Consider the following 19,683-nt stretch of genomic DNA (forward strand, 5'->3'; position numbering starts at 1 on the left):
CAGGTGGGCTCCTGGGCCGGCTGGAAGCGGCCAGGGGCGGGGGCTGGCTGGGGTGGGCGCGGTCATCCACTCCCTTCCGTTGCGCCCTACAAGAGCCTGATTTCGGGATCAAATCGCCATAGGTTTGCGGGAAATACAGGTGACGCTGCCAAGGATTAGCCTTGGCGGGTCCGTGTTCCAGGACTATACGGACGGAAGGGTTGGCCGTCCTGTTATGCTCGGTGCAACTGCCCCGCATTGGCGGCGCGAACAGACGGATGACGGCATGTCGGACCGGAAGGTGGAGCGGGTGGCGAAAAAGGCCGAAGGCGGCATAGGCGAGACCATCAAGGTCGTCATCGAAGCCCTTCTCATAGCCATCGTGGTGCGAACGCTGCTGTTTCAGCCGTTCAACATCCCCTCGGGCTCGATGATCCCGACATTGCTGATCGGCGACTATCTGTTCGTCTCGAAATATTCCTACGGTTATTCCAAACATTCGATGCCGTTCAGCCCGGACCTGTTCTCCGGCCGCGTGCTCGCCTCCGAGCCCAAGCGTGGCGACGTCGCTGTGTTCAAACTGCCGCGCGATGGTTCGACGGACTACATCAAGCGCGTCATCGGCCTGCCGGGCGACCGGGTGCAGATGATCGAGGGCAAGCTCTATATCAACAGCCAGCTGGTGCCACGCGCGCCAATCAGCAAGATTCGCACCCGCGATGCGTTTGGGCGCGACGCCGAAGTGCCGACCTATAAGGAAACCCTGCCCAACGGCGTCAGCTACACGGTTATCGAGCGGGACGGCGACACCGGTTTCTACGACAACACCAATGTCTACACCGTGCCGCCGGGCAATTACTTCATGATGGGCGATAACCGCGACAATTCGACGGATTCGCGCGTTCCCAGCAATGATGGCGGTGTTGGCTATGTGCCGTTCGAAAATTTCGTCGGCCGCGCTGAGTTGATCTTCTTCTCGATCGATGAAGGCGAGCCGGCCTGGCAAGTGTGGCGCTGGCCCTGGACTGTCCGCTGGGATCGCATCTTCACGCCTGTGCGGTAGAGCGATGGCGCGAAAAGCCCGGCCCGAATTCGGACCGTTAGAAGAGCGTATCGGACATCAGTTCAGCAACCGCGACCTGTTGGAGGCGGCGCTGACCCATGTCAGCGCGGTCACCACGGCGAAGCGGGCTCACTCCTATCAGCGGCTTGAGTTCCTCGGCGATCGGGTGCTGGGGCTGGTCATCGCCGAAATGCTGTTCGAGACCTTTCCGAAGGCGACCGAAGGGGAGATGTCGCAACGTCTCACCGACCTGGTGCGCCGCGAGGCTTGCGCCGACGTGGCGACCCAATGGGGCGCCAGCGACTGGTTGCGGCTGGGCGGCGGCGAGGTGAAGACCGGCGGTTCGCAGAAGAAGGCTATCCTCTCAGACGTCTGTGAATCGATCATCGGCGCGGTGTTCCTGGATGCCGGCTATGAGGCGGCGCGCGGCCTGGTGCGCCGCAGCTGGTCGCAGCGGATGATGGCGCCGAAAAACCCGCTGCGGGATCCCAAGACCGTTCTGCAGGAGTGGGCGCAGGCGCGCGGCAAGGAGCCGCCGCATTATCGCGAGACCGGCCGGTCGGGTCCCGATCACGCGCCGCACTTTACAATTGCTGTCGAAGTGACAGGCTATCCGCCGGCGGAGGCGGAGGGCGCGTCGAAACGAGTGGCCGAGCAGGCCGCGGCGCGCGCTTTCATGACTCGCGAAAAAGTTCGCGACCGCAAGGACAAGGTATAAAGTTGACCACTGACACTCAAACGCGCTGCGGGTTCGTTGCCCTGATTGGGGCCCCGAACGCCGGCAAATCGACGCTGCTCAACACGTTGGTTGGCGCGAAAGTCTCGATCGTTTCGCGCAAGGTGCAGACGACGCGGGCGCAGGTGCGCGCCATCGCCGTGCACGAGAAGACGCAGATCATCTTTGTCGACACGCCGGGTATCTTCCAGCCCAAGCGCCGGCTCGACCGCGCCATGGTGACGAGCGCCTGGGGCGGAGCGGTCGACGCGGATGCGGTATGTCTGCTGATCGACGCGCACCGCGGGCTCAACGATGAAGCGCGCGAGATCCTGACGAAGCTGAAGGACGTGCGGCTGCCGAAGGCGCTGGTGCTCAACAAGATCGACACGGTGGAGAACACCACGCTGCTTGGCCTGGCCCAATCGATCAACGAATTGTGCCCCTTCGACGACACCTTCATGGTGTCGGCGCTCAAGGGCTATGGCGTGCCGACCATGCTGGAGAAGTTGGCGGCCAAGATGCAGCCGGGCCCATGGTTGTTTCCCGAAGACCAGATCACCGAGGCGCCGATGCGCGTCTTCGCCGCCGAGATCACCCGCGAGAAACTGTTCGAGCGCCTGCACGACGAACTGCCCTACAACCTCACTGTCGAGACCGAACAGTGGAAGGACCTGCCGGATGGTTCGGCGCGCATCGAGCAGACGATCTATGTGACGCGCGACGCGCATAAGAAGATCGTCATCGGTGAGGGCGGACGCACGCTGAAATCGGTCGGCAGCGCGGCGCGCAAGGATATCGCCGAAGCGGCCGAGCAGAAAGTGCATCTGTTCCTGTTCGTGAAAGTGCGCGAGCGCTGGCTCGACGATCCCGATCGCTATCGCGAAATGGGTCTCGACTTCCCCAAGGAATAAAGGTGACGCAAGCGGCTGGGACAGGGCGGATCGCCAAGGGGACGCCGCAATATCGGCGCACGTCGCTGGCGATCTTTTCCTGCGGCTTCTCGATCTTCGCGCTGCTCTATTGCACCCAGCCGATCCTGCCTTTGTTCGTCGACGAGTTTCATGTCTCGCCGGCGCAGAGTTCTCTCGCCCTGTCGCTGACGACCATCACGCTGGCCGTGGCGATGATCTTCGCCAGCTCCTTCGCCGAAGCTTGGGGTCGCAAACCGCTGATGTTGGGCGCGCTCGTCTCGGCCTCTGTGTTGACCCTGCTGCTGTCGGTGGCGACGGAATGGAGCCAGATCTTGTGGCTGCGGGCGCTGGCCGGCGTCGCGCTCAGCGGCATGCCGGCGGTGGCGCTCGCCTATCTCGGTGAGGAGATGGAGCCGCAGGCGGTGGCGCCGGCCGTCGGCCTCTATATCGGCGGCGGCGCGCTTGGTGGCATGTCGGGCCGGCTCTTTGTCGCGGTGTTGGCCGACTACGGTTCCTGGCGCATCGCCATGGCTTTTATCGCCGCGACCGGGCTCGTCTCGGCCGTCATCTTCTGGAAGGCCTTGACGCCGTCGCAGCATTTCGTGCCGCGTGGGCTGCATTTTGGCGGGCTCGCCGCCTCGCTGTTTCGCCATTTCCGCAATCCTGGCATTGTCCTTCTGGTGTGCGAGGGCTTTCTACTGCTCGGCGGCTTCATGGTGCTCTACAATTACATCGGCTTCCGCTTGCAGGCGCCGCCATTCAATTTCAGCCAGAGTCTCGCCGGTCTGGTCTTCGCCTGCTATCCGATCGGCAGTCTGGGATCGGCGACCATGGGCAATTTGGCGTCGCGCTTTGGGCGGGGTCGTGTGCTGGTCGCCTCGATCCTGATCATGATCTGCGGGCTGGTGGTGATGACGCCCGACAATCTCATCGCCATCGTCTTCGGTCTGGCCGCCATGACATTTGGGTTTTTCGGCGCCCATGCGATTTGCAGTGGCTATGCGCCAGCGCTGGCTGACCAGGACAAGGCGCAGGCTTCTTCGCTCTATCTGCTATTCTATTATATCGGCGGTGGCATCGCCGGCTCGGCGGGCGGCCTGTTCTGGAGCACGGCCGGCTGGCCGGGCGTGGCGATGTTCTCGGGCGTGTTGATGCTGGGCACGCTGACCGCAGGCTTGTTTCTGGCGCGTCGCGCGCCATAGGCTCAAAACGCTATGATTGAGGTTGCGCGTGGAATGGCGCGATGAAGGCATCATCATCGGATTGCGCAAGCACGGCGAGACCAGCCTCATCGTCGAATTGATGACGCGCGCCCATGGCCGCCACATGGGCATTGTCAAAGGCGGCCGCTCGCGGCGCATGCAGCCGACCCTGCAACAGGGCAATAGCGTCGAGGTGACGTGGCGGGCGCGGTTGGAAGAGCATCTTGGCCTGTTCACGCTCGAGGTGGGGAAGGCGCGCGCGGCCGAGATAATGGCGACGCCGCTGGCGCTCGCCGGTATCAATCTGATCGGCGAACTGCTGCGGCTGCTGCCCGAACGCGATCCGCACGAAACGCTTTACGAGATGGCGAGCGCCATGGCCGATCGCCTGGGTGATCAGCAGTTTGGTCCGGCGCTGATGGTGCGCTTCGAGCTGGAAGTGCTGTCGGAACTGGGCTTCCGTCTCGACCTGTCGCAATGCGCGGCGACGGGAACGAATGACGCTTTGATCTACGTGTCGCCGAAGACGGGGCGTGCCGTCAGCGCCAGCGCTGGCGAGCCCTATAAGGATCGACTGCTGCCGCTGCCGGCTTTCCTGCATTCCATGTCCTGGCAATATGCGCCCAGCAAAGCGGAGATTGCCGATGGCTTTCGCCTGACGGGGTATTTTCTCGACCGCGATGTGCTGCAGCCGCGCGGCGGGAGCGATAAGCTGGTGCGCCGCAGTTATCTCGCTGCCGCGGGACTGACGTCGGGCGATCTCTCCGGCACCGGTCATTGAGCACACGGCTGCATCATGGTTGCAGATCCCAGTTGCGATCTTGCACGGGCAGGGCGCGCATCAATCGGACGAATTCTTCCGCATCGGGTGTCGTGAGCCAAATCAGTGTGGCGAGCCGAGAAGGGCAGGACATCGGATGGGTGCGTGGCCTGTCCCGTCCGGCGACTGGGACAACTGCTTTCCAGATGCCGAGAGCAGTCTCTACCGCATGGGGCGCGCGTTTGAGATCGATCGGGGCGTGTGCCGGTCGTCCACGGACTAAAACTTGTTCTTCGCGGGACATGTGGCTTCTCCTGCGGGCTGAATGAACCGCAGGTTAGGAGTGGTTGGATTTCTTCAGCACACCGGTTCTTGCTGTCGAATCGAAGATTCATCGGTCCGGTTCGATACCAGGGCAATATTCGGAGTTTGATGGGCGTTGTCTCGACCTAGGTCTGCTTCCGCTCGCGCCGATGCGAGCTGACAGGAGATCGAGATGTCCAAGATTGATGATAACAAGGCCGTTGTCGGCCGTTGGTTCACCGAGTTCTGGGGCGAAGAATGCAACCTCGACGTCGTCGACGAAATTGCCGCGCCCGACATGCTGCTGCGCTATTCGCTGCATGAACCGCGCCGTGGCCATGCCGACATCAAGGCTTTCATGACCGACTTCCGCGCCGCTTTTCCCGATCTCAAATTCTGGGGAACGGCCGATCTGATCGCAGAGGGCGACTATGTCGTTGGCCAATGGGAAGGCGGCGGCACTCACACGGGCGCGGCCTTCAGCGACTTTCTCGTCGGATCGCTGCCGGCGGCAAGTGGGCGCAAGATGCACTTCACCGGGACCACGGTGCTGAAGATCGAAAACGGCAGGATCGTTTCCGAGATCGGTCTCGATGACGGCGTGACGGCTCTGACGCAGCTGGACCTGATCCGGCAGCTGGCCTGACAGCCTTCGGCCCGCATGCGCAACATGCGGGCCGTTCTATTTATTCCGCCCATTCCTCGTCCGTCGTGAAGACGATGGTGAGCCAGCGATCCGACGTGTCGCCGCCGATCGACTCGCCGATTTCATCGCGGAGGCGGTCCCATTCCTCCAACCGCTTTGCCGGCCAGCCCGTTGGCACGATGAAATAGAGCTCGATCTGGCGGCCGCGTCCGACCCGGGCGACATAGGCGCGATAGGAGGCGAAGCCGTAGCGCGCGACGATGTTTTCGGCGATTTCGTCGACGTGCTGTTTGAGTTCCGCCGGCGTCACCAGCAGGATATCGGCCAGCGCCTGTCGCACCGTGCCGAGGGGAATGGGGATCACCACAAGGCAGACGACCGCAAGAATGGCCGGATCGACATAAGGCGACATCCACTGCAAGTGGGTGCCCTGGATGAAATAGCCGAAGATGAAGGCGACCAGCAGGGCGGCGGTCAAGGCCGCCGACATCACCCACGCCTTGGCATCCATGGCGAGAAAATCCGAACGGATCGTCTTGTTCGCGCGCTTGCCATAGATGGCCATGCCGACGGAGAGCACGACGGTCACCACGGCATAGATGATCGCCATATTGAAGCTCAGCACGCGCCCGCCCGACAGGATGCTGCCGATGGCGTTGATGAGGGCATAGATCGAGGCGCCGATCAGCAAGATGCCGTTGAGGCCGAGCACCATGGGCTCGAGATGCCAGAAGCCCATAGTGAAGGTTTCGACGAGCTTGCTCTTCTTGGTGCCGATGGCCGTCGAGGCGGCGATGAGATTGGTCACCAGAAGCGACAGAACGGTCATACTGGCGTCGGTTAGGGCGTAGAGGCCATCGAAGACGATGGAATACGAGCCCGACAGCAGGCCGAAGAGGATGCCAAATCCGGCCAGGAAGAAGGTCATGACGATGGAGAAGCGAAGGACGCTCTGTTCGGTCTTCATCGTGCGGTCCTTCCGGGATTCGACCCCACATTTATAGTTCAAACTGTGATGACGGCGTGAATGCTCCGGGTTGCCCAGATCCGGAACGTGGGGCTTTCAGCGTAATCGGGTGGTTTTCAGCGCCGAGGCGGCCAACATGGGAGCCTGATTTCGGAGGCGGCCGCGCGGCAGCGGTGTGCCGCGCCAATCCGCATAGAGCCGGCCGATGACCATATTTTTGAAGAAACAAACGATTTCGCAAGCATTTGGCGGCGATGATGGGCGCTGGACGCAGATTTTGGCGCGCGACCGTAATGCGGACGGTCAGTTTTGGTATTCAGTCTATACGACTGGTATCTATTGTCGCCCCTCCTGTCCCTCCCGTGCCGCCAACCCCAAAAACGTGCGTATTCACGCCACTTTGGCCGATGCGAAGGCGACGGGCTTCCGGCCTTGCCGACGCTGCAATCCCGATGGCGCCTCGGTCGTGGATGATCAGGCGGCGCTCGTCGCGCGGGCCTGCCGCATCATCGAGGCGAGCGAGGAGGAGCCGGCATTGGCCGATCTGGCGCGGGCGCTCGGGCGCAGCGCCGGCTATTTCCACCGGCTGTTCAAGGCGACGACCGGCCTGACGCCGAAGGACTATGCCGCCGCGCAGCGCGCCAAGAAGGTGCGGCTGGCCCTGGCGCAGGGAAGTGGCGTGACCGAGGCGATCTATGATGCCGGCTTCAATTCGAGCGGCCGCTTCTACGAGCAAGCTGTGGGCATGCTCGGCATGACACCGACGCGCTATCGTGCCGGCGGCGCGCATGAAGACATTCGCTTCGCGGTCGGCCAGTCCTCGCTCGGGGCGATCCTCGTCGCTTCGACCCGCAAAGGCGTCGCCGCCATCCTGTTCGGCGACGACCCGGATCAACTCGTGCGCGATCTTCAGGATCGTTTCCCGAATGCCAGCTTGATTGGCGGCGATGCCGATTACGAGACGCTGGTGGCGCGTGTCGTCGGCTTTGTCGAAGCGCCGCGGCTGGGGCTCGATCTGCCGCTCGACGTGCGGGGCACTGCGTTTCAACAGCGGGTGTGGCAGGCGTTGCAGGATATTCCTGTCGGCGAGACGATGTCTTATGCGGAACTCGCCCGCCGGATCGGCAGGCCTAGTGCGGTGCGCGCCGTCGCTGGCGCCTGTGCGGCCAATCCGTTGGCCGTGGCGATCCCGTGTCATCGTGTCGTCAGAACCGATGGCGCGCTGTCTGGCTATGCCTGGGGTGTCGAGCGGAAGCGAGCCTTGCTCGATCGCGAAGCGCATCCCTTCGTTGAGCGGGCGCAGCGCCAATGATCACCAGGCCCGCGCGGCAGGCGCGGAGCATTGCCACGCTCCGTGTCATCAGGCGCGACGATCCGGACAAGGCGCTTGTTCTGTCGATGATCGAGCGGCTGGTTCGGCGCGGGTTCGCTAAGCGGCGCGCTCTCGACAATGGCGATTTCGAGGTTCGCTTTCACAGCGGCGAGGTCTTTCTTCTGGGCGACGCCGATGTCACCCGCATTCGCTGAAGGGCGGGGCATGTGCTCAGAAATGACGAGATGAATTTGCAAAAGTCGATTTGCAAAAGTCGATTTGAAAGCAAGGACCGGAGTGTGGCCCTACGTTCGCGCCTCTAGAGTCAGCCTTGTCGCAACACAGGAGTGACGAAGATGAAACATGTTGAAATCGAGCGTCTCGTTTACGCGACGGCTGAGACCGCGCTGGGGACGGTTCTGGTGGCGCGCGATAGCGGCGCTATCCGGGCGATCCTGATCGGGGACGATGCCGAAGCGGTTCGTGCGGAACTGGCAACGCAGTTCGGTGCCGGTCTCATCGAGGATGAAGCACGGCTGCGCGCCGATCTTACCAGGGTTCGCCGCCATATCGAAAACCCGAATGAAGCTCTCGATCTGGCGTTGACGATGCATGGCACGTCGTTTCAAAAACGCGTTTGGGCGGCGATCCGCCAGGTGCCTGTTGGATCGACGATCACCTATACCGAACTGGCGCAGCGGATCGGTGCGCCCCAGGCGGTGCGGGCCGTTGGCAGCGCCTGCGCGGCGAATGTCACGGCGTTGGCCATTCCTTGCCATCGCGTGATCCGCAGCGACGGGACGCTCGCCAGCTATCGCTGGGGCGTCAACCGCAAGCGGCGACTGCTCGATCTGGAGGCGGCCGCGTGACCCGTCTTTCGATTGAAGACCGTATCGGCGCGGCCGACTGGATGTCGGCCGCTGACGATCTCGATGCGCAGGGCTGGACGGTTCTGCCGAAGCTTTTGCAGGATGGCGAATGCGATGCCATCGCCGCTCTCTATGGCACGGGCGGCGAAATGTTCCGCAGCCGGGTGGTGATGGCGCGCCATGGCTTTGGCCAGGGCGAATATCGCTATTTCGCTTATCCGCTACCAAGCCTGATCCAGGATCTACGCACGGCGGTCTATCCGCGTCTCGCTCCGCTCGCCAACCGCTGGCACGCGCGCATGGGGATGCCGGCGCGCTTTCCCGAGGATCACGCGGAGTTTCTCACGCGCTGTCATGAAGCCGGGCAAAAGCGGCCGACGCCGTTGCTGTTGCAATATGGGCCGGGCGACTACAATTGCCTGCATCAGGATCTTTATGGCGAGCATGTCTTTCCGCTACAGCTCGTGGTGCTCCTGTCGCAACCGGGAGCGGATTTTCAGGGCGGCGAATTCGTCCTCACCGAACAGCGCCCGCGCATGCAGACGCGTCCCGCCGTGGTGCCCTTGAACAAGGGCGATGCGGCGATCTTCGCGGTCAACAGCCGCCCGCAAAAAGGCACACGGGGCGATTATCGTGTGGCTCTGCGCCATGGCGTCAGCAAGCTGCGGGAAGGCCACCGCCACACGCTGGGCGTCATCTTCCACGATGCGACATAGGTTGTGGTTGCTGTCATGAATGATCTCTTCGAGAACGATCTCTTCGACACAACGCGGGCAGATGTTTCGCTCGGGCCGGGCGCTGTGGTTCTCGCAGGGTTTGTCCGTGCCGAAGCGGAAGCCTTGTTGACTGCCGTTGCGGCGATCGCGCAAGCCGCGCCGTTCCGGCATCTGATCACGCCGGGCGGCTGGAAAATGTCCGTGGCGATGACCAATTGCGGCCAACTCGGCTGGGTCAGCGATCGCAGGGGCTATCGTTATGATCCGCTTGATCCTGAGTCCGGCCGGCCCTGGCGGGTGATGCCGCCGCTGTTTCTCGATCTGGCGCGACGGGCGGCGGCGCAGGTGGGCTTTGCCGACTTCGCGCCAGAGGCCTGCCTGATCAATCGCTATGTGCCGGGCGCGCGGTTGACCTTGCATCAGGATCGCAACGAGCGCGATCTCGACGAACCGATCGTCTCCGTCTCGCTCGGCTTGCCGGCGACGTTCCTCTGGGGTGGCCTGTCACGCGCCGACAAAACGCGCCGCCTGCGCCTCGTCCATGGCGATGTGGTGGTCTGGGGCGGGCCGGCGCGCATGACGTTTCATGGCGTCGACACCCTGCGCGATGGTGATCATCCGATGACGGGTGCCGTGCGCTACAATCTGACGTTCCGGCGCGCCGGCTAAAGCAATGCGCGTTTTGCGACTTCGACGAGATAGCTCGACGCGCGCGGCAGGATGGCGTCGTTGAAATCGTAATGTGGGCTGTGCAATTCGCGGCCGCCATCGGTCGGGCCATTGCCGATCCAGACGAAGGCGCCCGGCACTTCATTCAAGAAACAGGCGAAGTCTTCGCCGGTCATGGCGGGCGGCAGATCGCGGCGCAGGGCGCCACCGACGGCGGCGGCCGTGGCGGCGAGGTCGGCTTCGGCCGCATGATTGATGGTCGGCGGAATGATACGGCGGAATTCCAACCGTCCGCTCACCTCAAACGTGGCGCCGATGCCCTGCGCGATGCGCTGCAGGGCGGCTTCGATGATGTCGCCATCTTCCTGGCGCAGCCAGCGCGCTGTGCCGCGCAAGGTGGCGCTGGCGGGAATTTGGTTCATCGCCGTGCCGGCTTCCATCATGGTGATGGAGACGACGCCACCGCCGGTGACGGGATCGAGATTGCGCGCCACGATCGATTGCGCGGCGACGATGGCGTGGCCAGCGGCGACCACCGGATCGCGGGTGAGATGGGGCAGGGCGGCGTGGCCGCCATGGCCATCGAACTGCATGTCGAAACGGGCGCCGGCCGCCATCACCGGGCCGTCGTGGACGGCGATCGTGCCGGCCGGGAGACCCGGCCAATTGTGCCAGCCGAAGATGCGCTCCATCGGGAAGCGCTGGAACAGCCCGTCCTTGATCATCGCGTTGGCGCCGCCAGCGCCTTCTTCCGCCGGCTGGAACACCAGATGCACGGTGCCCGACCAATCGGGGTCGTCTTGCAATAAAGCGGCGGCGCCGAGCAGCGCCGTGGTGTGGCCATCATGGCCGCAGGCATGCATGACGCCAGCGTTGCGCGAGCGCCACGGCAGCTCTTCGGTCGCTTCCTCGATGGGCAAGGCATCCATATCGGCGCGCAAGCCGACGGAGCGATTACCGCCACGACGCAGCGTGGCGACCACGCCATGACCGCCGATGCGCTCCGTGATCTCGGCGACACCAATCTGTTTGAGTTTTTCGACGACGAAGCCAGCGGTCTCGCCTTCATGCAAGGAGAGGCCGGGATGAGCGTGCAGATGGCGACGCCAAGTGGTCAGTGTGTCGGCAAGGGAAGCGTCCATGGCCGAATGGTGCGCGGCTTCCGCGTGCTTGGCAAGCCTCAAGCTTGAGCAGATTTATGCGGCAGAAACACTTAAGTCGTTGAGGAAGCGCTTAGTCTTTACAGACCTGCTGCGTCACCATGGCGGTGATGCCATAGCCTTCGTCGAGCGGCACTTCGATCTGGCGGCAGTCGCTGTTCTCGCGTGCTTTGAGCTGGGCCGACGGCGGCGTCAAAGCAACGAGCGCCAGGCTGCCGACGAGAGCGAAGCTGAGAGCGAAAGTGACGAAGCGTGTCATGATCTTGCCTTGGCGGACGGCGGCTTGACTTGAATGGTGCGAAATTAGTCCGAGGGCGACCGGCGCGATGTATCGAATCGCACGGGGCCGGGGGAGGCTGTGTAACCTCCTGCCGCCGCGGTATCTAGTGCATCCGTGCAACAGTTTGGCGTCGGTTCGAAGGTTGTTGTTTCCGCTGTGTTTTTCGTCAATTTTTAATCCACAGCCGTCAATATCCAGGGCCGCCTGGGCCACGCCCGGTCGGCAGGGCGAACAGAGCGGCGAGCGCGCGGCTATAGTCCTGGTCTCATTGCCTTTTTGAACTTGCGGCGGCTAATCTCGTAGGACGTCTGATCGAGCTGGAGTATTCCTTGTTTCTTGGATAGCTCTCTGTGATAGCAGGGGTTTCGAAGGCAGCACCGTTCATCGAGCGAGGCACAATTGGTGGCAACGAAGAAGCGTCAGGCGGCCGATTCCGATCGAGAAGGGCCGCCGAAGCTCAGCAATCTCTCTCACCAAATTCTCGGCGTGCTGCTGCGTGAGCCGCGCTCGGGATATGACATCGTCAAGGAGCTGCACGCCTTTCGGCCAGCCAAGACCAGTCAGGTCTATCCGACCCTGGCCGAATTGGAGGAGGGCGGCTTCGTCACCTCCGTCGATGTCGATCAGAAGGGCCGGCCCAATAAGCGCGTCTATTCGGTGACGGATACGGGCCGGGCGGCGCTGACCGACTGGATCGGCTCCGAGCCCGAACCGCCGACCCAGCGCGACGACTTCCTCACCATGATCTATTCGTCCTGGACGAAGGAGCCGGCGGTGGTCCTGGCCATGTTCGAGCGGCGGCTGGCCTATTTCGAAGATCTGATCACAAGCTTCGAGGCCACGGTCGGGGAGCTGCGGAAGAACTTCCCGAGGGAGATGGAGGATCCATTGCACTGGCGCTTTTCGCGCTATGTGCTGGTTCTGCGCCGGCTCGAGATCTATCGCCTGGAAGTGACGTGGTGCCAACAGGTGATGGATAAGCTGCGTGAGAAGATGAAGGGCTGAGGCCCTCTCTTCGCTGACCGTCGCTCAGGCGTTGAGCCAGAGTTTGAGTTCCGCCACCGTGGCCGCCGGCTTTTCCATGGGCAGCAGATGGCCTGCGCCAGGCACGACGACGACACGCGCCTTTGGCGCTGCGGCTGCCGTGCGCTGCATTTCGGCCAGCGGTACGACATTGTCGGTTTCGCCCGCCATCATCAGCATCTCGTGTTGCAGCCCGGCGAGGACATGATAGCGCGCCGGCCGTTCCAGGGCGGCGCGGCTGTGGGCGACATAGCGCTCTGCGCCATAGTCTTTCACCATCGCATCGCGGCGCGCCATCAGCCGTGCGTCGGTGAGGCTGTCTGGATGAAAGGCTGCATTGGCATTGGCTTTCACCATGGCCTCGTACTCGCCGTTCTGCGCCCGTGCGATGGCGGCCTCGCGGGCGCCACGGCGCTCCGGCTTGTCGGCGCCGGGGCCCGCACCGATGAAGGCGAGGCGCTCGATCCGTTCCGGCGCCTGTTCGAGCATGGCGGCGGCGACATAGCCGCCGAAGGAAAAGGCGCACAGGTTGAAATGTTCGGGGCAGCGCGCCAGGACATCGGCGGCGATCGCCTCCAGCGTGTCGAGCGGCGGATATTCAAGCACGGTAACATCGACCGTGTCGGCCAGCAGCCGGATCATGTCTTCAAACACGGCGCGGGTGTTGTTGAGGCCAGGAAGCATGACGAGAGAGGGTTTGGACATGAGAGAGGGTCCTTCAGTTTGCCGTCGCGCGGTTTGCGTGTGCGACTTGTGCTGGATGATTGAGAAAATCGAGGAAGATTTGGGCGACGCGGTCGCGTTTCTGGCCCCACTCGAGCGCGGCTTTTTCGAGCTGCGTCTGCGCGGAGATCACGTCGTCATGCAAAGTGGCGGACGCAAGCAGATGGCTCAGGGTTTGCGCGGCGGTGCGTGTATGGATCGGGTCATTGCCCGCGATCACACAGGTGGGAGCCGTGATGGCTTGCAATTGCGCCGCGGAGGCGCCGATCACCGGCATGGCGGCTTCGCGCAGGAAAGCATCGCGCCAACTCTTCATGACGGCGACAAAGGCGTTGACCTGCATTGCCATCAGCCGGTCACGATTGCCGGGGCGGGCGTGGATACAATCAGCAAAATGCGGCGTGGCGCAGACCGCGGCCATGCCGCCTTGCTCGGCGATGCGAATGAAATCGCCGTAATAGGCCTCGGCCAGCTCCGGCGCGGAAGCGCCACCGGTGATGCGCCATAGGAGCAAGCCCCTGACGCTTGCGGGATGACGGATGGCCAGGAGGAGGGCCAGCCGCGCCCCGGAAGAGCCACCGCCCGCATAAAGCGGCAGCAGGCCAAGTGTCTCGGCCAAGGCGTTGAGGTCATCGGCCCAGACCTCATATTCCGAGCTTGTCGCATCGAAAGACACGGCGCTGGCGCCGCAATTGCGCCGATCATGCAGCAGCACGCGATGACCGGCTTTGGCCAGGCGCTCGGCCAGGGGCTGCACATCGCCAAGTGGGCGGCGGCCGCCAGGGCTGAGCGCGATAGCGGGGCCGCGATCGCCCAGAATGCGATAGTTCAGACAGACGCCACGGATGATCGCTTCAGCCACGGTTTCTCCTTCGACCGTTCGCGGCTCTCACTCGGCCAGCTGGATGTCGCCATCCTTGATGAGCTTGCCGAAGCGGTTGAGATTGGCCTCGACCGTGGTGCGGAATTCTTCGCCGCTTGAGCCGCGCACGGTGTAGCCGATGTTGCTGTAGATCTTACGGACATCGGGATCGTTGATGGCTTCGCGCATGGCTGCTTCGAGTTTTTTCGCAGCGGGCGCCGGGACGTCGGCTGGCACGACATAGCCCACCCATCCCTCGGTGACGAGGTCGACGCCTTGTTCGCGCAAGGTGGGAATATGGGGGAGGGAGGCGATGCGGTCCGTGCCGGTGACGGCCAGGGGAACGGCTTTGCCTGAATCGATATAGGCGCGACCGGCGGCTGCGCTGGTCAGCAGAAACTGGATCTGGCCGCCGGCGAGATCGTTGAGCGCATTGCTGTCGCCTTTATAGACCACATGCACGGCATTGAGACCGAGCTCCTTGGCCAGGATGACGCTGTAGAAATGATAGGATGTGCCGGCGCCTAACGTGCCGTAGTTGAACTTGCCCGGATTGGTGCGGGCATTGGCGGTGAAATCCTTCAGCGTCTTGCCGGCGTCCGCATTGGCCATCAGAACCATGAACGTATCCACCGCGATCGTCAGCGGCGTGAATTCTTTCAATGGATCGATGCCATAGCTCTTGTCGGTGAGCGGCAGTGAAACCATGGTCGCCGGCACGACGGTGCCGATGGTATGGCCGTCGTGCGGTGCTTTCAACATGGCCTGCAGACCGACCTTGCCGCCGGCGCCGGGCTGATTGACCACGATCACTGTTTTGCCGAGGAGCTTGCTGAGCTTGGCGGCCATCGGCCGGGTGACCACATCGGTCAAGCCGCCGGGCGGATAGGGAACGATGATGGTCAATGTCTTCGTTGGCCAGGCCTCGTCGGCGATGGCGAACACGGGCGCCATCACCGCGAGGGCGGCGACGCTCAAGAACATAATCGTGCGACGTGACAGCATGATAAGACCTCCCCAAGTTTCTTATCTTCATGGGCTGCCTGATAGAGCAGCCCGCGTTCCCAATTTGTTAGGCTCTTGCGCTCGTTTTCGTCGCGGGCGCTTCCGCCGGCCGGCTGTTGTTGGCAATCCAGGCCACGATTTCGTCGGTTGAGGCGACATCGCCGAATAGGGCGTAGAACGTGCCGAGCGTGGCGTTGTGGGCGTCATCGTCATAGGTGGCGTTGGCATCGCTCACCATGATGGTCTTGAAGTTGAGCATGGCGGCGTCGCGCGCCGAGGATTCGCAACAGACATTGGTGACGGTGCCAACGATGATCACCGTGTCATATCCGCCCGCGCGCAAGCGAGCGGGGAGGTCGGAGCCCCCCTCAATGAAGGCGCTGAAACGGTACTTTTGGACGCAGTCATCCTGCTCGCGGACGTCTAGGCCGGCATAAAGCGCGTGGCCGGGGGAGCCGGGTTTCTGCGTCTCCAGCGACAGGCTGGTGGCTTCGGGAAGATTCATCTCAAACCAGTTCGACCAGGATTGCACGGTCTCTGGCGTGAAGGTGTTTTGAATCCAGAAGACCTTGCCGCCTCCGCCGCGCACCGCCGTAGCGAGGCGATTGACGTTGTCGACGATGGACACCGCGCTCGCAATCAAAGACACCGCATGTTCCTTGACCATGAAGGCATTCTGCAGATCGATCACGACGAGCGCGGTTTTACGCGGATCGAGATCGGCATGGGGATGTTCGGCCTTGCGCCGGCGCATGGCGCTTTTTTTCGCCCATGCCGGCAGATTGGTCTTGTTCATCGATCCATCTCCCGTCCGTTCATGCCGCCAGAGGATAGCGCCAGCGCCAGATGATCGGCGTCGCGACGATGGCCACCAGGGCGAAGAAAGCCACGTAATGCGCCGGTGCGATTGGCACGATTGGCGCCAGCGCCCCCAGGATAACCGGCGAGAGCCCGCCGATGATTGCCGCCGCGAGATTGTAGCCAACGGCGATGCCGGTGTAGCGCACCTGCGCCGGAAAGCTGCGGATCATCACCACATAGAGCATGGTCTGGAAGCCGATCAGCAGGCCGAAGAAGAAGAAATAGGTCGCCGTCGTGAGCAGAGAATTCGAGACGTTCAGATAGAAGGCGTAGACGGCGACAATCGCACACATCGCGACGCTCATGATCGTGCGCACGGCGCCAAACCGATCGACCAGAAGACCGCAGACAAAGGTGCCGATGGCCAAACCGCCGGAAGCCCAGGGCGCCGCGTCATGGATGACATGGCGGTCGATGTGCATGAACGTCTGTAGATAAGTGACGGGATAAAGCAGGCCGCCCGCGACGATGGCGGCCGGCACGGTGGAGACGACAAAACAGCCGAGGGTTTCGCGCGGGTAAAAGCGCAGCAGGTCCATCAGCGGCATGGTGCTGGCTTTTTCCTTGTTCCGGCGCATTTCCTCGAAGACCGGCGTCTCGCGCACGTAGCGGCGCAGATAGGCGGAGATCAGGCCGAAGATGCCGCCCAGGATGAAGGGCAGTCGCCAGCCGTAGCTGATCTGGTCCTGCGCCGGCAAAGAAATGATGATGGCGACGATGCCGGCGGCGAGGAGGCCGCCAATCGCCAGGCCTGAGCCCATTAGTCCGCAGGCAACGCCGAGCCGGCGCTCGTGCAGATGTTCCGACATGAAGACCAGCGCGCCGGGGATTTCGCCGCCGATGGCGAGGCCTTGAAACAGGCGGCAGACGAGCAGGAGGAGCGGCGCCAGCGCGCCGACCTGGGCATAGGTCGGCAGCAGTCCAATGAGGAAGGTGGGCACGGCCATGAGAATGAGGCTGACGGCGAACAGGCGCTTGCGGCCGAAGAGATCGCCGAGAACGGCCAGGATGATGCCGCCGACCGGCCGGATGAAATAGCCGAGCGAGAAGATCGCCAACACCTGCAATTGCGCGATCCACGGCGGCATGTCGGCGGGGAAGAACAGCTTGCTGAGGATCGGCGTCAGATAGATGAAAACGACGAACTCGTAATATTCGAGCATGCCGCCCAAGGTCGCCAGGCCCATGACCCGGATTTGTTCGTGGGTCAGTGTGCGCTGGACTTGCGTATCTTCCGCGCTGATATCCAAGCGTGCCGTGCTCATGCCTGTTCCTCCGGCTTGTTCCTTCCTGGGCGCCAATCGCGTCAGATGATGGTTGAGCGTCCCTCGTCTTTGATGCGATCGCCCTCGACCCAGCAGGCATGGGTGCCGGCGGAGATGCGGTGCGGCAGGATGATGCGGGCAATCGGCTCGGCCGCGATATTGGCGGCATCAAGGATGAGGCATTCCGACTGGTTGGCCTTCATGTCGGTGATGTAGGTCAGCAGATAGCCGTCGTCCTCGCTCTTGGCGTTGAGGCGGCGGGCGATCTGCGGCTCGCTGCCATAGCGGCCCTCGCCGAATTCCATGCGCTCGGTCGTGTCTCTGGCCAGGTCATAGCGCTTGAGGCCGCGGAACAGCCATTCGCCGGGTTGATAGAGCACATTGTAGCTGAAGCGATAGGGACGGCCGACATAGTCGTTGCTGCACACCGGGAATTCGGTGATCTCGTCGTCGATCTGCTGTTCGGTGGTCTGGCCGGTGCGCATGTTGAAGCGCCAGCGATACATCAAGGTCGGATTGTTGTGCTTGTCGAGATGGGCGCGGATGCGCTCATACTGCTCCTGCTTGGTGCCGCCTTCGCCGACGCGCGGCTTGTGCGGATCGTTCTGGATGCAGCCGTCCATCACGACTTCATCGCCATCCTCGTAGCAATTGGCCAGATGCAGAATGAAACAGGGCTTGGCCTCGAACCAGCGCACCTGCGCATTGTCGCCATGGCGCGGAATGACGCCGAAGCGGGCCGGTACGTCGCGGTGGAAAGCGAGCTTGCGCTGGCCTTTCTTGAGCAATTCATGATCGAAGAAGAACGGCAGATCGTGCAGGACCGTGTAATTCTTGGTGATCCCGAGATCGTGCGGCCAGCGCGGGCCGGGCAGTTCGATCGGGACATAGTGAACGAGCTGATTGTGCCGATCGATGACGCCATAGTTCATGAATGGCGCCACTTCCGGGTAGTTGAAGAACATCATCTCCCCGGTTTCCCAATCGACCTTGTAGTGGGAGGCAAGGCCGTGGACGACCTTGCGCGCCCAGGAGCGATCGGCGCCGAGGGTTTCCAGCGTCACCGGATCGAGACGCCAAGGCTCGCTGCCTTGCGACATGGAAGCGATCAGCTTGCCGGCGTGGCAGATCACGTCGGTGCCGGCATTGTCCTTCATCGCGCCCATGGAACCCCAGCCGCGCCGCTCGTAGAGCTGCGGCGCGAGGATGCCGGGCCAGAGCGATTTGCCGGCGCCTTGTTCGGCGAGAAAGCCGGTGGTGCGGACGAAGCGGTTGCGATAGGTCGCCTTGCCGTCCTCGAAAGACATGGCATGCAGCATGCCATCCCCATCATAGGGGTGATACATGCCGATCGATTCATGCACCTGATTGTGGGTGTTGCGCACATAGATGCCGTGGAGATCGCGCGGAATTTCGCCGATCACCTTTAGGTCCGGCGTGCTCGCCGTATATTCCTTGTCGTTGGGCGTGAACGGGCCGTTGAGGAACGGGTGATCATTGTCGGCTGCGAGGGTGAGCTTGATCTGATTGGCGATCTCAAGCATGGGCGCTCTCCTTGGCTTTGGCGACGCGGCGTTGGATGAAGTCGAACACGGCGCTGTTGAATTCGCCCTGGTTCTCGGCCCAGCCGTAATGGCCGGCACCGCTGACAACGGCGAATTCGGAATCGGGAACGAGCGCCGCCGCGCCACGCATGCCTTCGGGCCGGCCGACGCCATCGCATTCGCCGGCGATCAAAAGGGTCGGGAGACGCAATTGCTTGAGCGTGTCGCGCCCGTCATAGGCCATGATGGCGAGGATGGAGCTGCGAAACGTATCGGCTTCGGTTGATCCGGCGACCTGGGTGACGAGATCGACCATCGGGCCACTGGCTTTCGGACCGAACATGGATTTGATCACCGGCATCGCCGATTCAGCCAGCGTCTTGCCCTGGTCGAGCGGCGCGAGGCGTTCGGCGACGTAGTTCTTCTGATCTTCGGCGCTGCGCGTGGCGAAGGAGCCGACCGTCGCCGAAACGATCAGGCCGTGGACGAGATCGGGAAAGAGCAGGGCGGCGCGTGGCGCGATGATGCCGCCGAGACTGTGGCCGAGCACGACGTTGGTGTGGCCGCCTGTTGCCTTCAGCAGTTGGCCGAAACTGCGGGCCAGATAGTCGATGTTGTAGCCGCCAGCCGGTAGGTCGGGCAGAGGGCTCAGGCCATAGCCGGGCGCATCCCAGGCGATGACGCGATAGCCGGCGCGCACCAGTTCGGCGATCTCGTAGCGCCAATAGTCCTTCGAGCCATAAGCGCCGTGCAGCAGGTAGACGGTGATGTCGCCATCGCCTGTGACGGAATAATCCGGAAGCCGTTCACCTCGAGCCACGAAATCCTCCCTTAGGCGCTTGATT

22 protein-coding genes are annotated in these 19,683 nt (G+C 62.8%); 12 read left to right on the forward strand and 10 right to left on the reverse strand.

The annotated features are described in order from the left end of the window. Positions 1–265: 265 nt before the first annotated feature. The 6 genes from lepB to BLW50_RS04450 all read left to right on the forward strand — a co-directional run bounded on the left by lepB (position 266) and on the right by BLW50_RS04450 (position 5,582). Positions 266–1,042, forward strand: a complete 777-nt coding sequence (lepB, locus tag BLW50_RS04425; RefSeq protein WP_090708682.1) for a signal peptidase I — start codon at positions 266–268, stop codon at positions 1,040–1,042. 4 nt (positions 1,043–1,046) lie between these two features. Further along, positions 1,047–1,760 carry a ribonuclease III gene (gene rnc / locus BLW50_RS04430; protein ID WP_090698032.1) on the forward strand — a complete coding sequence of 238 codons (714 nt, stop codon included), beginning with the start codon at positions 1,047–1,049 and terminating at the stop codon, positions 1,758–1,760. Positions 1,761–1,762: 2 nt separating this feature from the next. Continuing rightward, positions 1,763–2,671, forward strand: a complete 909-nt coding sequence (gene era, locus BLW50_RS04435) for a GTPase Era (RefSeq protein ID WP_244544135.1) — start codon at positions 1,763–1,765, stop codon at positions 2,669–2,671. 2 nt (positions 2,672–2,673) lie between these two features. After that, complete coding sequence (locus BLW50_RS04440) at positions 2,674–3,873, forward strand: MFS transporter (protein WP_170849979.1); 1,200 nt, start codon at positions 2,674–2,676, stop codon at positions 3,871–3,873. Between the two features lie 28 nt (positions 3,874–3,901). Beyond that, positions 3,902–4,654: a DNA repair protein RecO gene (gene recO, locus BLW50_RS04445; protein ID WP_090698038.1), complete on the forward strand. Its 753-nt coding sequence runs from the start codon at positions 3,902–3,904 to the stop codon at positions 4,652–4,654. A 475-nt stretch (positions 4,655–5,129) separates the two neighbouring features. Beyond that, the gene (locus tag BLW50_RS04450; RefSeq protein WP_090698042.1) at positions 5,130–5,582 is read left to right on the forward strand and encodes an ester cyclase; all 453 of its coding nucleotides are present in this window, start codon (positions 5,130–5,132) and stop codon (positions 5,580–5,582) included. A gap of 40 nt (positions 5,583–5,622) precedes the next feature. Here the strand turns inward: BLW50_RS04450 and BLW50_RS04455 are convergent, their stop codons facing one another. Further along, entirely contained in the window at positions 5,623–6,549 is a 927-nt protein-coding gene (locus BLW50_RS04455; RefSeq protein ID WP_090698045.1) for a cation diffusion facilitator family transporter, read from the reverse strand. Positions 6,550–6,754: 205 nt separating this feature from the next. Between BLW50_RS04455 and ada the strand changes: the two genes are divergently transcribed. From ada to alkB, 5 genes are all read left to right on the forward strand, one after another. Then, positions 6,755–7,861 (forward strand): bifunctional DNA-binding transcriptional regulator/O6-methylguanine-DNA methyltransferase Ada, encoded by a 1,107-nt coding sequence (ada, locus tag BLW50_RS04460; protein ID WP_090698049.1) that lies wholly within the window; start codon positions 6,755–6,757, stop codon positions 7,859–7,861. After that, a complete protein-coding gene (locus tag BLW50_RS04465) occupies positions 7,858–8,076 on the forward strand; it encodes a hypothetical protein (RefSeq protein WP_090698053.1) in 219 nt (72 codons plus the stop codon). Before ada ends, BLW50_RS04465 begins: the two co-directional genes overlap by 4 nt. A gap of 141 nt (positions 8,077–8,217) precedes the next feature. After that, positions 8,218–8,730, forward strand: a complete 513-nt coding sequence (locus tag BLW50_RS04470; protein WP_090708687.1) for a methylated-DNA--[protein]-cysteine S-methyltransferase — start codon at positions 8,218–8,220, stop codon at positions 8,728–8,730. 41 nt (positions 8,731–8,771) lie between these two features. Beyond that, positions 8,772–9,446 carry a 2OG-Fe(II) oxygenase gene (locus BLW50_RS04475; RefSeq protein WP_090708690.1) on the forward strand — a complete coding sequence of 225 codons (675 nt, stop codon included), beginning with the start codon at positions 8,772–8,774 and terminating at the stop codon, positions 9,444–9,446. Between the two features lie 15 nt (positions 9,447–9,461). After that, entirely contained in the window at positions 9,462–10,115 is a 654-nt protein-coding gene (gene alkB, locus BLW50_RS04480; RefSeq protein WP_090698057.1) for a DNA oxidative demethylase AlkB, read from the forward strand. Here the strand turns inward: alkB and BLW50_RS04485 are convergent. Together BLW50_RS04485 and BLW50_RS04490 are read right to left on the reverse strand one after the other, a co-directional pair. After that, on the reverse strand, positions 10,112–11,257 hold the full coding sequence (locus BLW50_RS04485; RefSeq protein ID WP_090698061.1) for an amidohydrolase: 1,146 nt from the start codon (positions 11,255–11,257) through the stop codon (positions 10,112–10,114). The genes alkB and BLW50_RS04485 overlap by 4 nt on opposite strands. 91 nt (positions 11,258–11,348) lie before the next feature. Then, entirely contained in the window at positions 11,349–11,534 is a 186-nt protein-coding gene (locus tag BLW50_RS04490) for a hypothetical protein (protein WP_090698065.1), read from the reverse strand. A gap of 423 nt (positions 11,535–11,957) precedes the next feature. On the opposite strand from BLW50_RS04490, the gene BLW50_RS04495 reads away from it, so the two are divergent. Continuing rightward, positions 11,958–12,560, forward strand: a complete 603-nt coding sequence (locus tag BLW50_RS04495; RefSeq protein WP_170849980.1) for a PadR family transcriptional regulator — start codon at positions 11,958–11,960, stop codon at positions 12,558–12,560. 24 nt (positions 12,561–12,584) lie between these two features. Here the strand turns inward: BLW50_RS04495 and BLW50_RS04500 are convergent, their stop codons facing one another. The 7 genes from BLW50_RS04500 to BLW50_RS04530 form a co-directional block, all read right to left on the reverse strand. Beyond that, positions 12,585–13,283 carry an alpha/beta fold hydrolase gene (locus BLW50_RS04500; RefSeq protein WP_090698071.1) on the reverse strand — a complete coding sequence of 233 codons (699 nt, stop codon included), beginning with the start codon at positions 13,281–13,283 and terminating at the stop codon, positions 12,585–12,587. A 13-nt stretch (positions 13,284–13,296) separates the two neighbouring features. Beyond that, entirely contained in the window at positions 13,297–14,163 is an 867-nt protein-coding gene (locus tag BLW50_RS04505) for an alpha/beta fold hydrolase (RefSeq protein ID WP_090698074.1), read from the reverse strand. Positions 14,164–14,190: 27 nt separating this feature from the next. After that, a complete protein-coding gene (locus BLW50_RS04510) occupies positions 14,191–15,168 on the reverse strand; it encodes a Bug family tripartite tricarboxylate transporter substrate binding protein (protein WP_090698076.1) in 978 nt (325 codons plus the stop codon). Between the two features lie 67 nt (positions 15,169–15,235). Further along, entirely contained in the window at positions 15,236–15,964 is a 729-nt protein-coding gene (locus BLW50_RS04515) for a cysteine hydrolase family protein (protein WP_090698078.1), read from the reverse strand. Positions 15,965–15,983: 19 nt separating this feature from the next. After that, positions 15,984–17,294 (reverse strand): MFS transporter, encoded by a 1,311-nt coding sequence (locus BLW50_RS04520; protein ID WP_090698082.1) that lies wholly within the window; start codon positions 17,292–17,294, stop codon positions 15,984–15,986. 41 nt (positions 17,295–17,335) lie between these two features. After that, positions 17,336–18,838 (reverse strand): carotenoid oxygenase family protein, encoded by a 1,503-nt coding sequence (locus BLW50_RS04525; RefSeq protein WP_090698085.1) that lies wholly within the window; start codon positions 18,836–18,838, stop codon positions 17,336–17,338. After that, a complete protein-coding gene (locus BLW50_RS04530; RefSeq protein WP_170849981.1) occupies positions 18,831–19,658 on the reverse strand; it encodes an alpha/beta fold hydrolase in 828 nt (275 codons plus the stop codon). The genes BLW50_RS04525 and BLW50_RS04530 overlap by 8 nt, the downstream gene beginning before the upstream one ends. Between the last annotated feature and the right edge of the window lie 25 nt (positions 19,659–19,683).

The organism is Beijerinckia sp. 28-YEA-48 (assembly GCF_900104955.1).
GTDB lineage: Bacteria > Pseudomonadota > Alphaproteobacteria > Rhizobiales > Beijerinckiaceae > Terripilifer.

Excerpts from the sequence above, each read along its gene's own strand:
- lepB (WP_090708682.1), top strand. The coding sequence starts at position 266 with ATGTCGGACCGGAAGGTGGAGCGGGTGGCGAAAAAGGCCGAAGGCGGC.
- rnc (WP_090698032.1), top strand. The coding sequence starts at position 1,047 with ATGGCGCGAAAAGCCCGGCCCGAATTCGGACCGTTAGAAGAGCGTATC.
- BLW50_RS04450 (WP_090698042.1), top strand. The coding sequence starts at position 5,130 with ATGTCCAAGATTGATGATAACAAGGCCGTTGTCGGCCGTTGGTTCACC.
- BLW50_RS04455 (WP_090698045.1), bottom strand. The coding sequence starts at position 6,549 with ATGAAGACCGAACAGAGCGTCCTTCGCTTCTCCATCGTCATGACCTTC.
- ada (WP_090698049.1), top strand. The coding sequence starts at position 6,755 with ATGACCATATTTTTGAAGAAACAAACGATTTCGCAAGCATTTGGCGGC.
- BLW50_RS04465 (WP_090698053.1), top strand. The coding sequence starts at position 7,858 with ATGATCACCAGGCCCGCGCGGCAGGCGCGGAGCATTGCCACGCTCCGT.
- BLW50_RS04470 (WP_090708687.1), top strand. The coding sequence starts at position 8,218 with ATGAAACATGTTGAAATCGAGCGTCTCGTTTACGCGACGGCTGAGACC.
- BLW50_RS04475 (WP_090708690.1), top strand. The coding sequence starts at position 8,772 with ATGTCGGCCGCTGACGATCTCGATGCGCAGGGCTGGACGGTTCTGCCG.
- alkB (WP_090698057.1), top strand. The coding sequence starts at position 9,462 with ATGAATGATCTCTTCGAGAACGATCTCTTCGACACAACGCGGGCAGAT.
- BLW50_RS04485 (WP_090698061.1), bottom strand. The coding sequence starts at position 11,257 with ATGGACGCTTCCCTTGCCGACACACTGACCACTTGGCGTCGCCATCTG.
- BLW50_RS04490 (WP_090698065.1), bottom strand. The coding sequence starts at position 11,534 with ATGACACGCTTCGTCACTTTCGCTCTCAGCTTCGCTCTCGTCGGCAGC.
- BLW50_RS04500 (WP_090698071.1), bottom strand. The coding sequence starts at position 13,283 with ATGTCCAAACCCTCTCTCGTCATGCTTCCTGGCCTCAACAACACCCGC.
- BLW50_RS04510 (WP_090698076.1), bottom strand. The coding sequence starts at position 15,168 with ATGCTGTCACGTCGCACGATTATGTTCTTGAGCGTCGCCGCCCTCGCG.
- BLW50_RS04515 (WP_090698078.1), bottom strand. The coding sequence starts at position 15,964 with ATGAACAAGACCAATCTGCCGGCATGGGCGAAAAAAAGCGCCATGCGC.
- BLW50_RS04520 (WP_090698082.1), bottom strand. The coding sequence starts at position 17,294 with ATGAGCACGGCACGCTTGGATATCAGCGCGGAAGATACGCAAGTCCAG.
- BLW50_RS04525 (WP_090698085.1), bottom strand. The coding sequence starts at position 18,838 with ATGCTTGAGATCGCCAATCAGATCAAGCTCACCCTCGCAGCCGACAAT.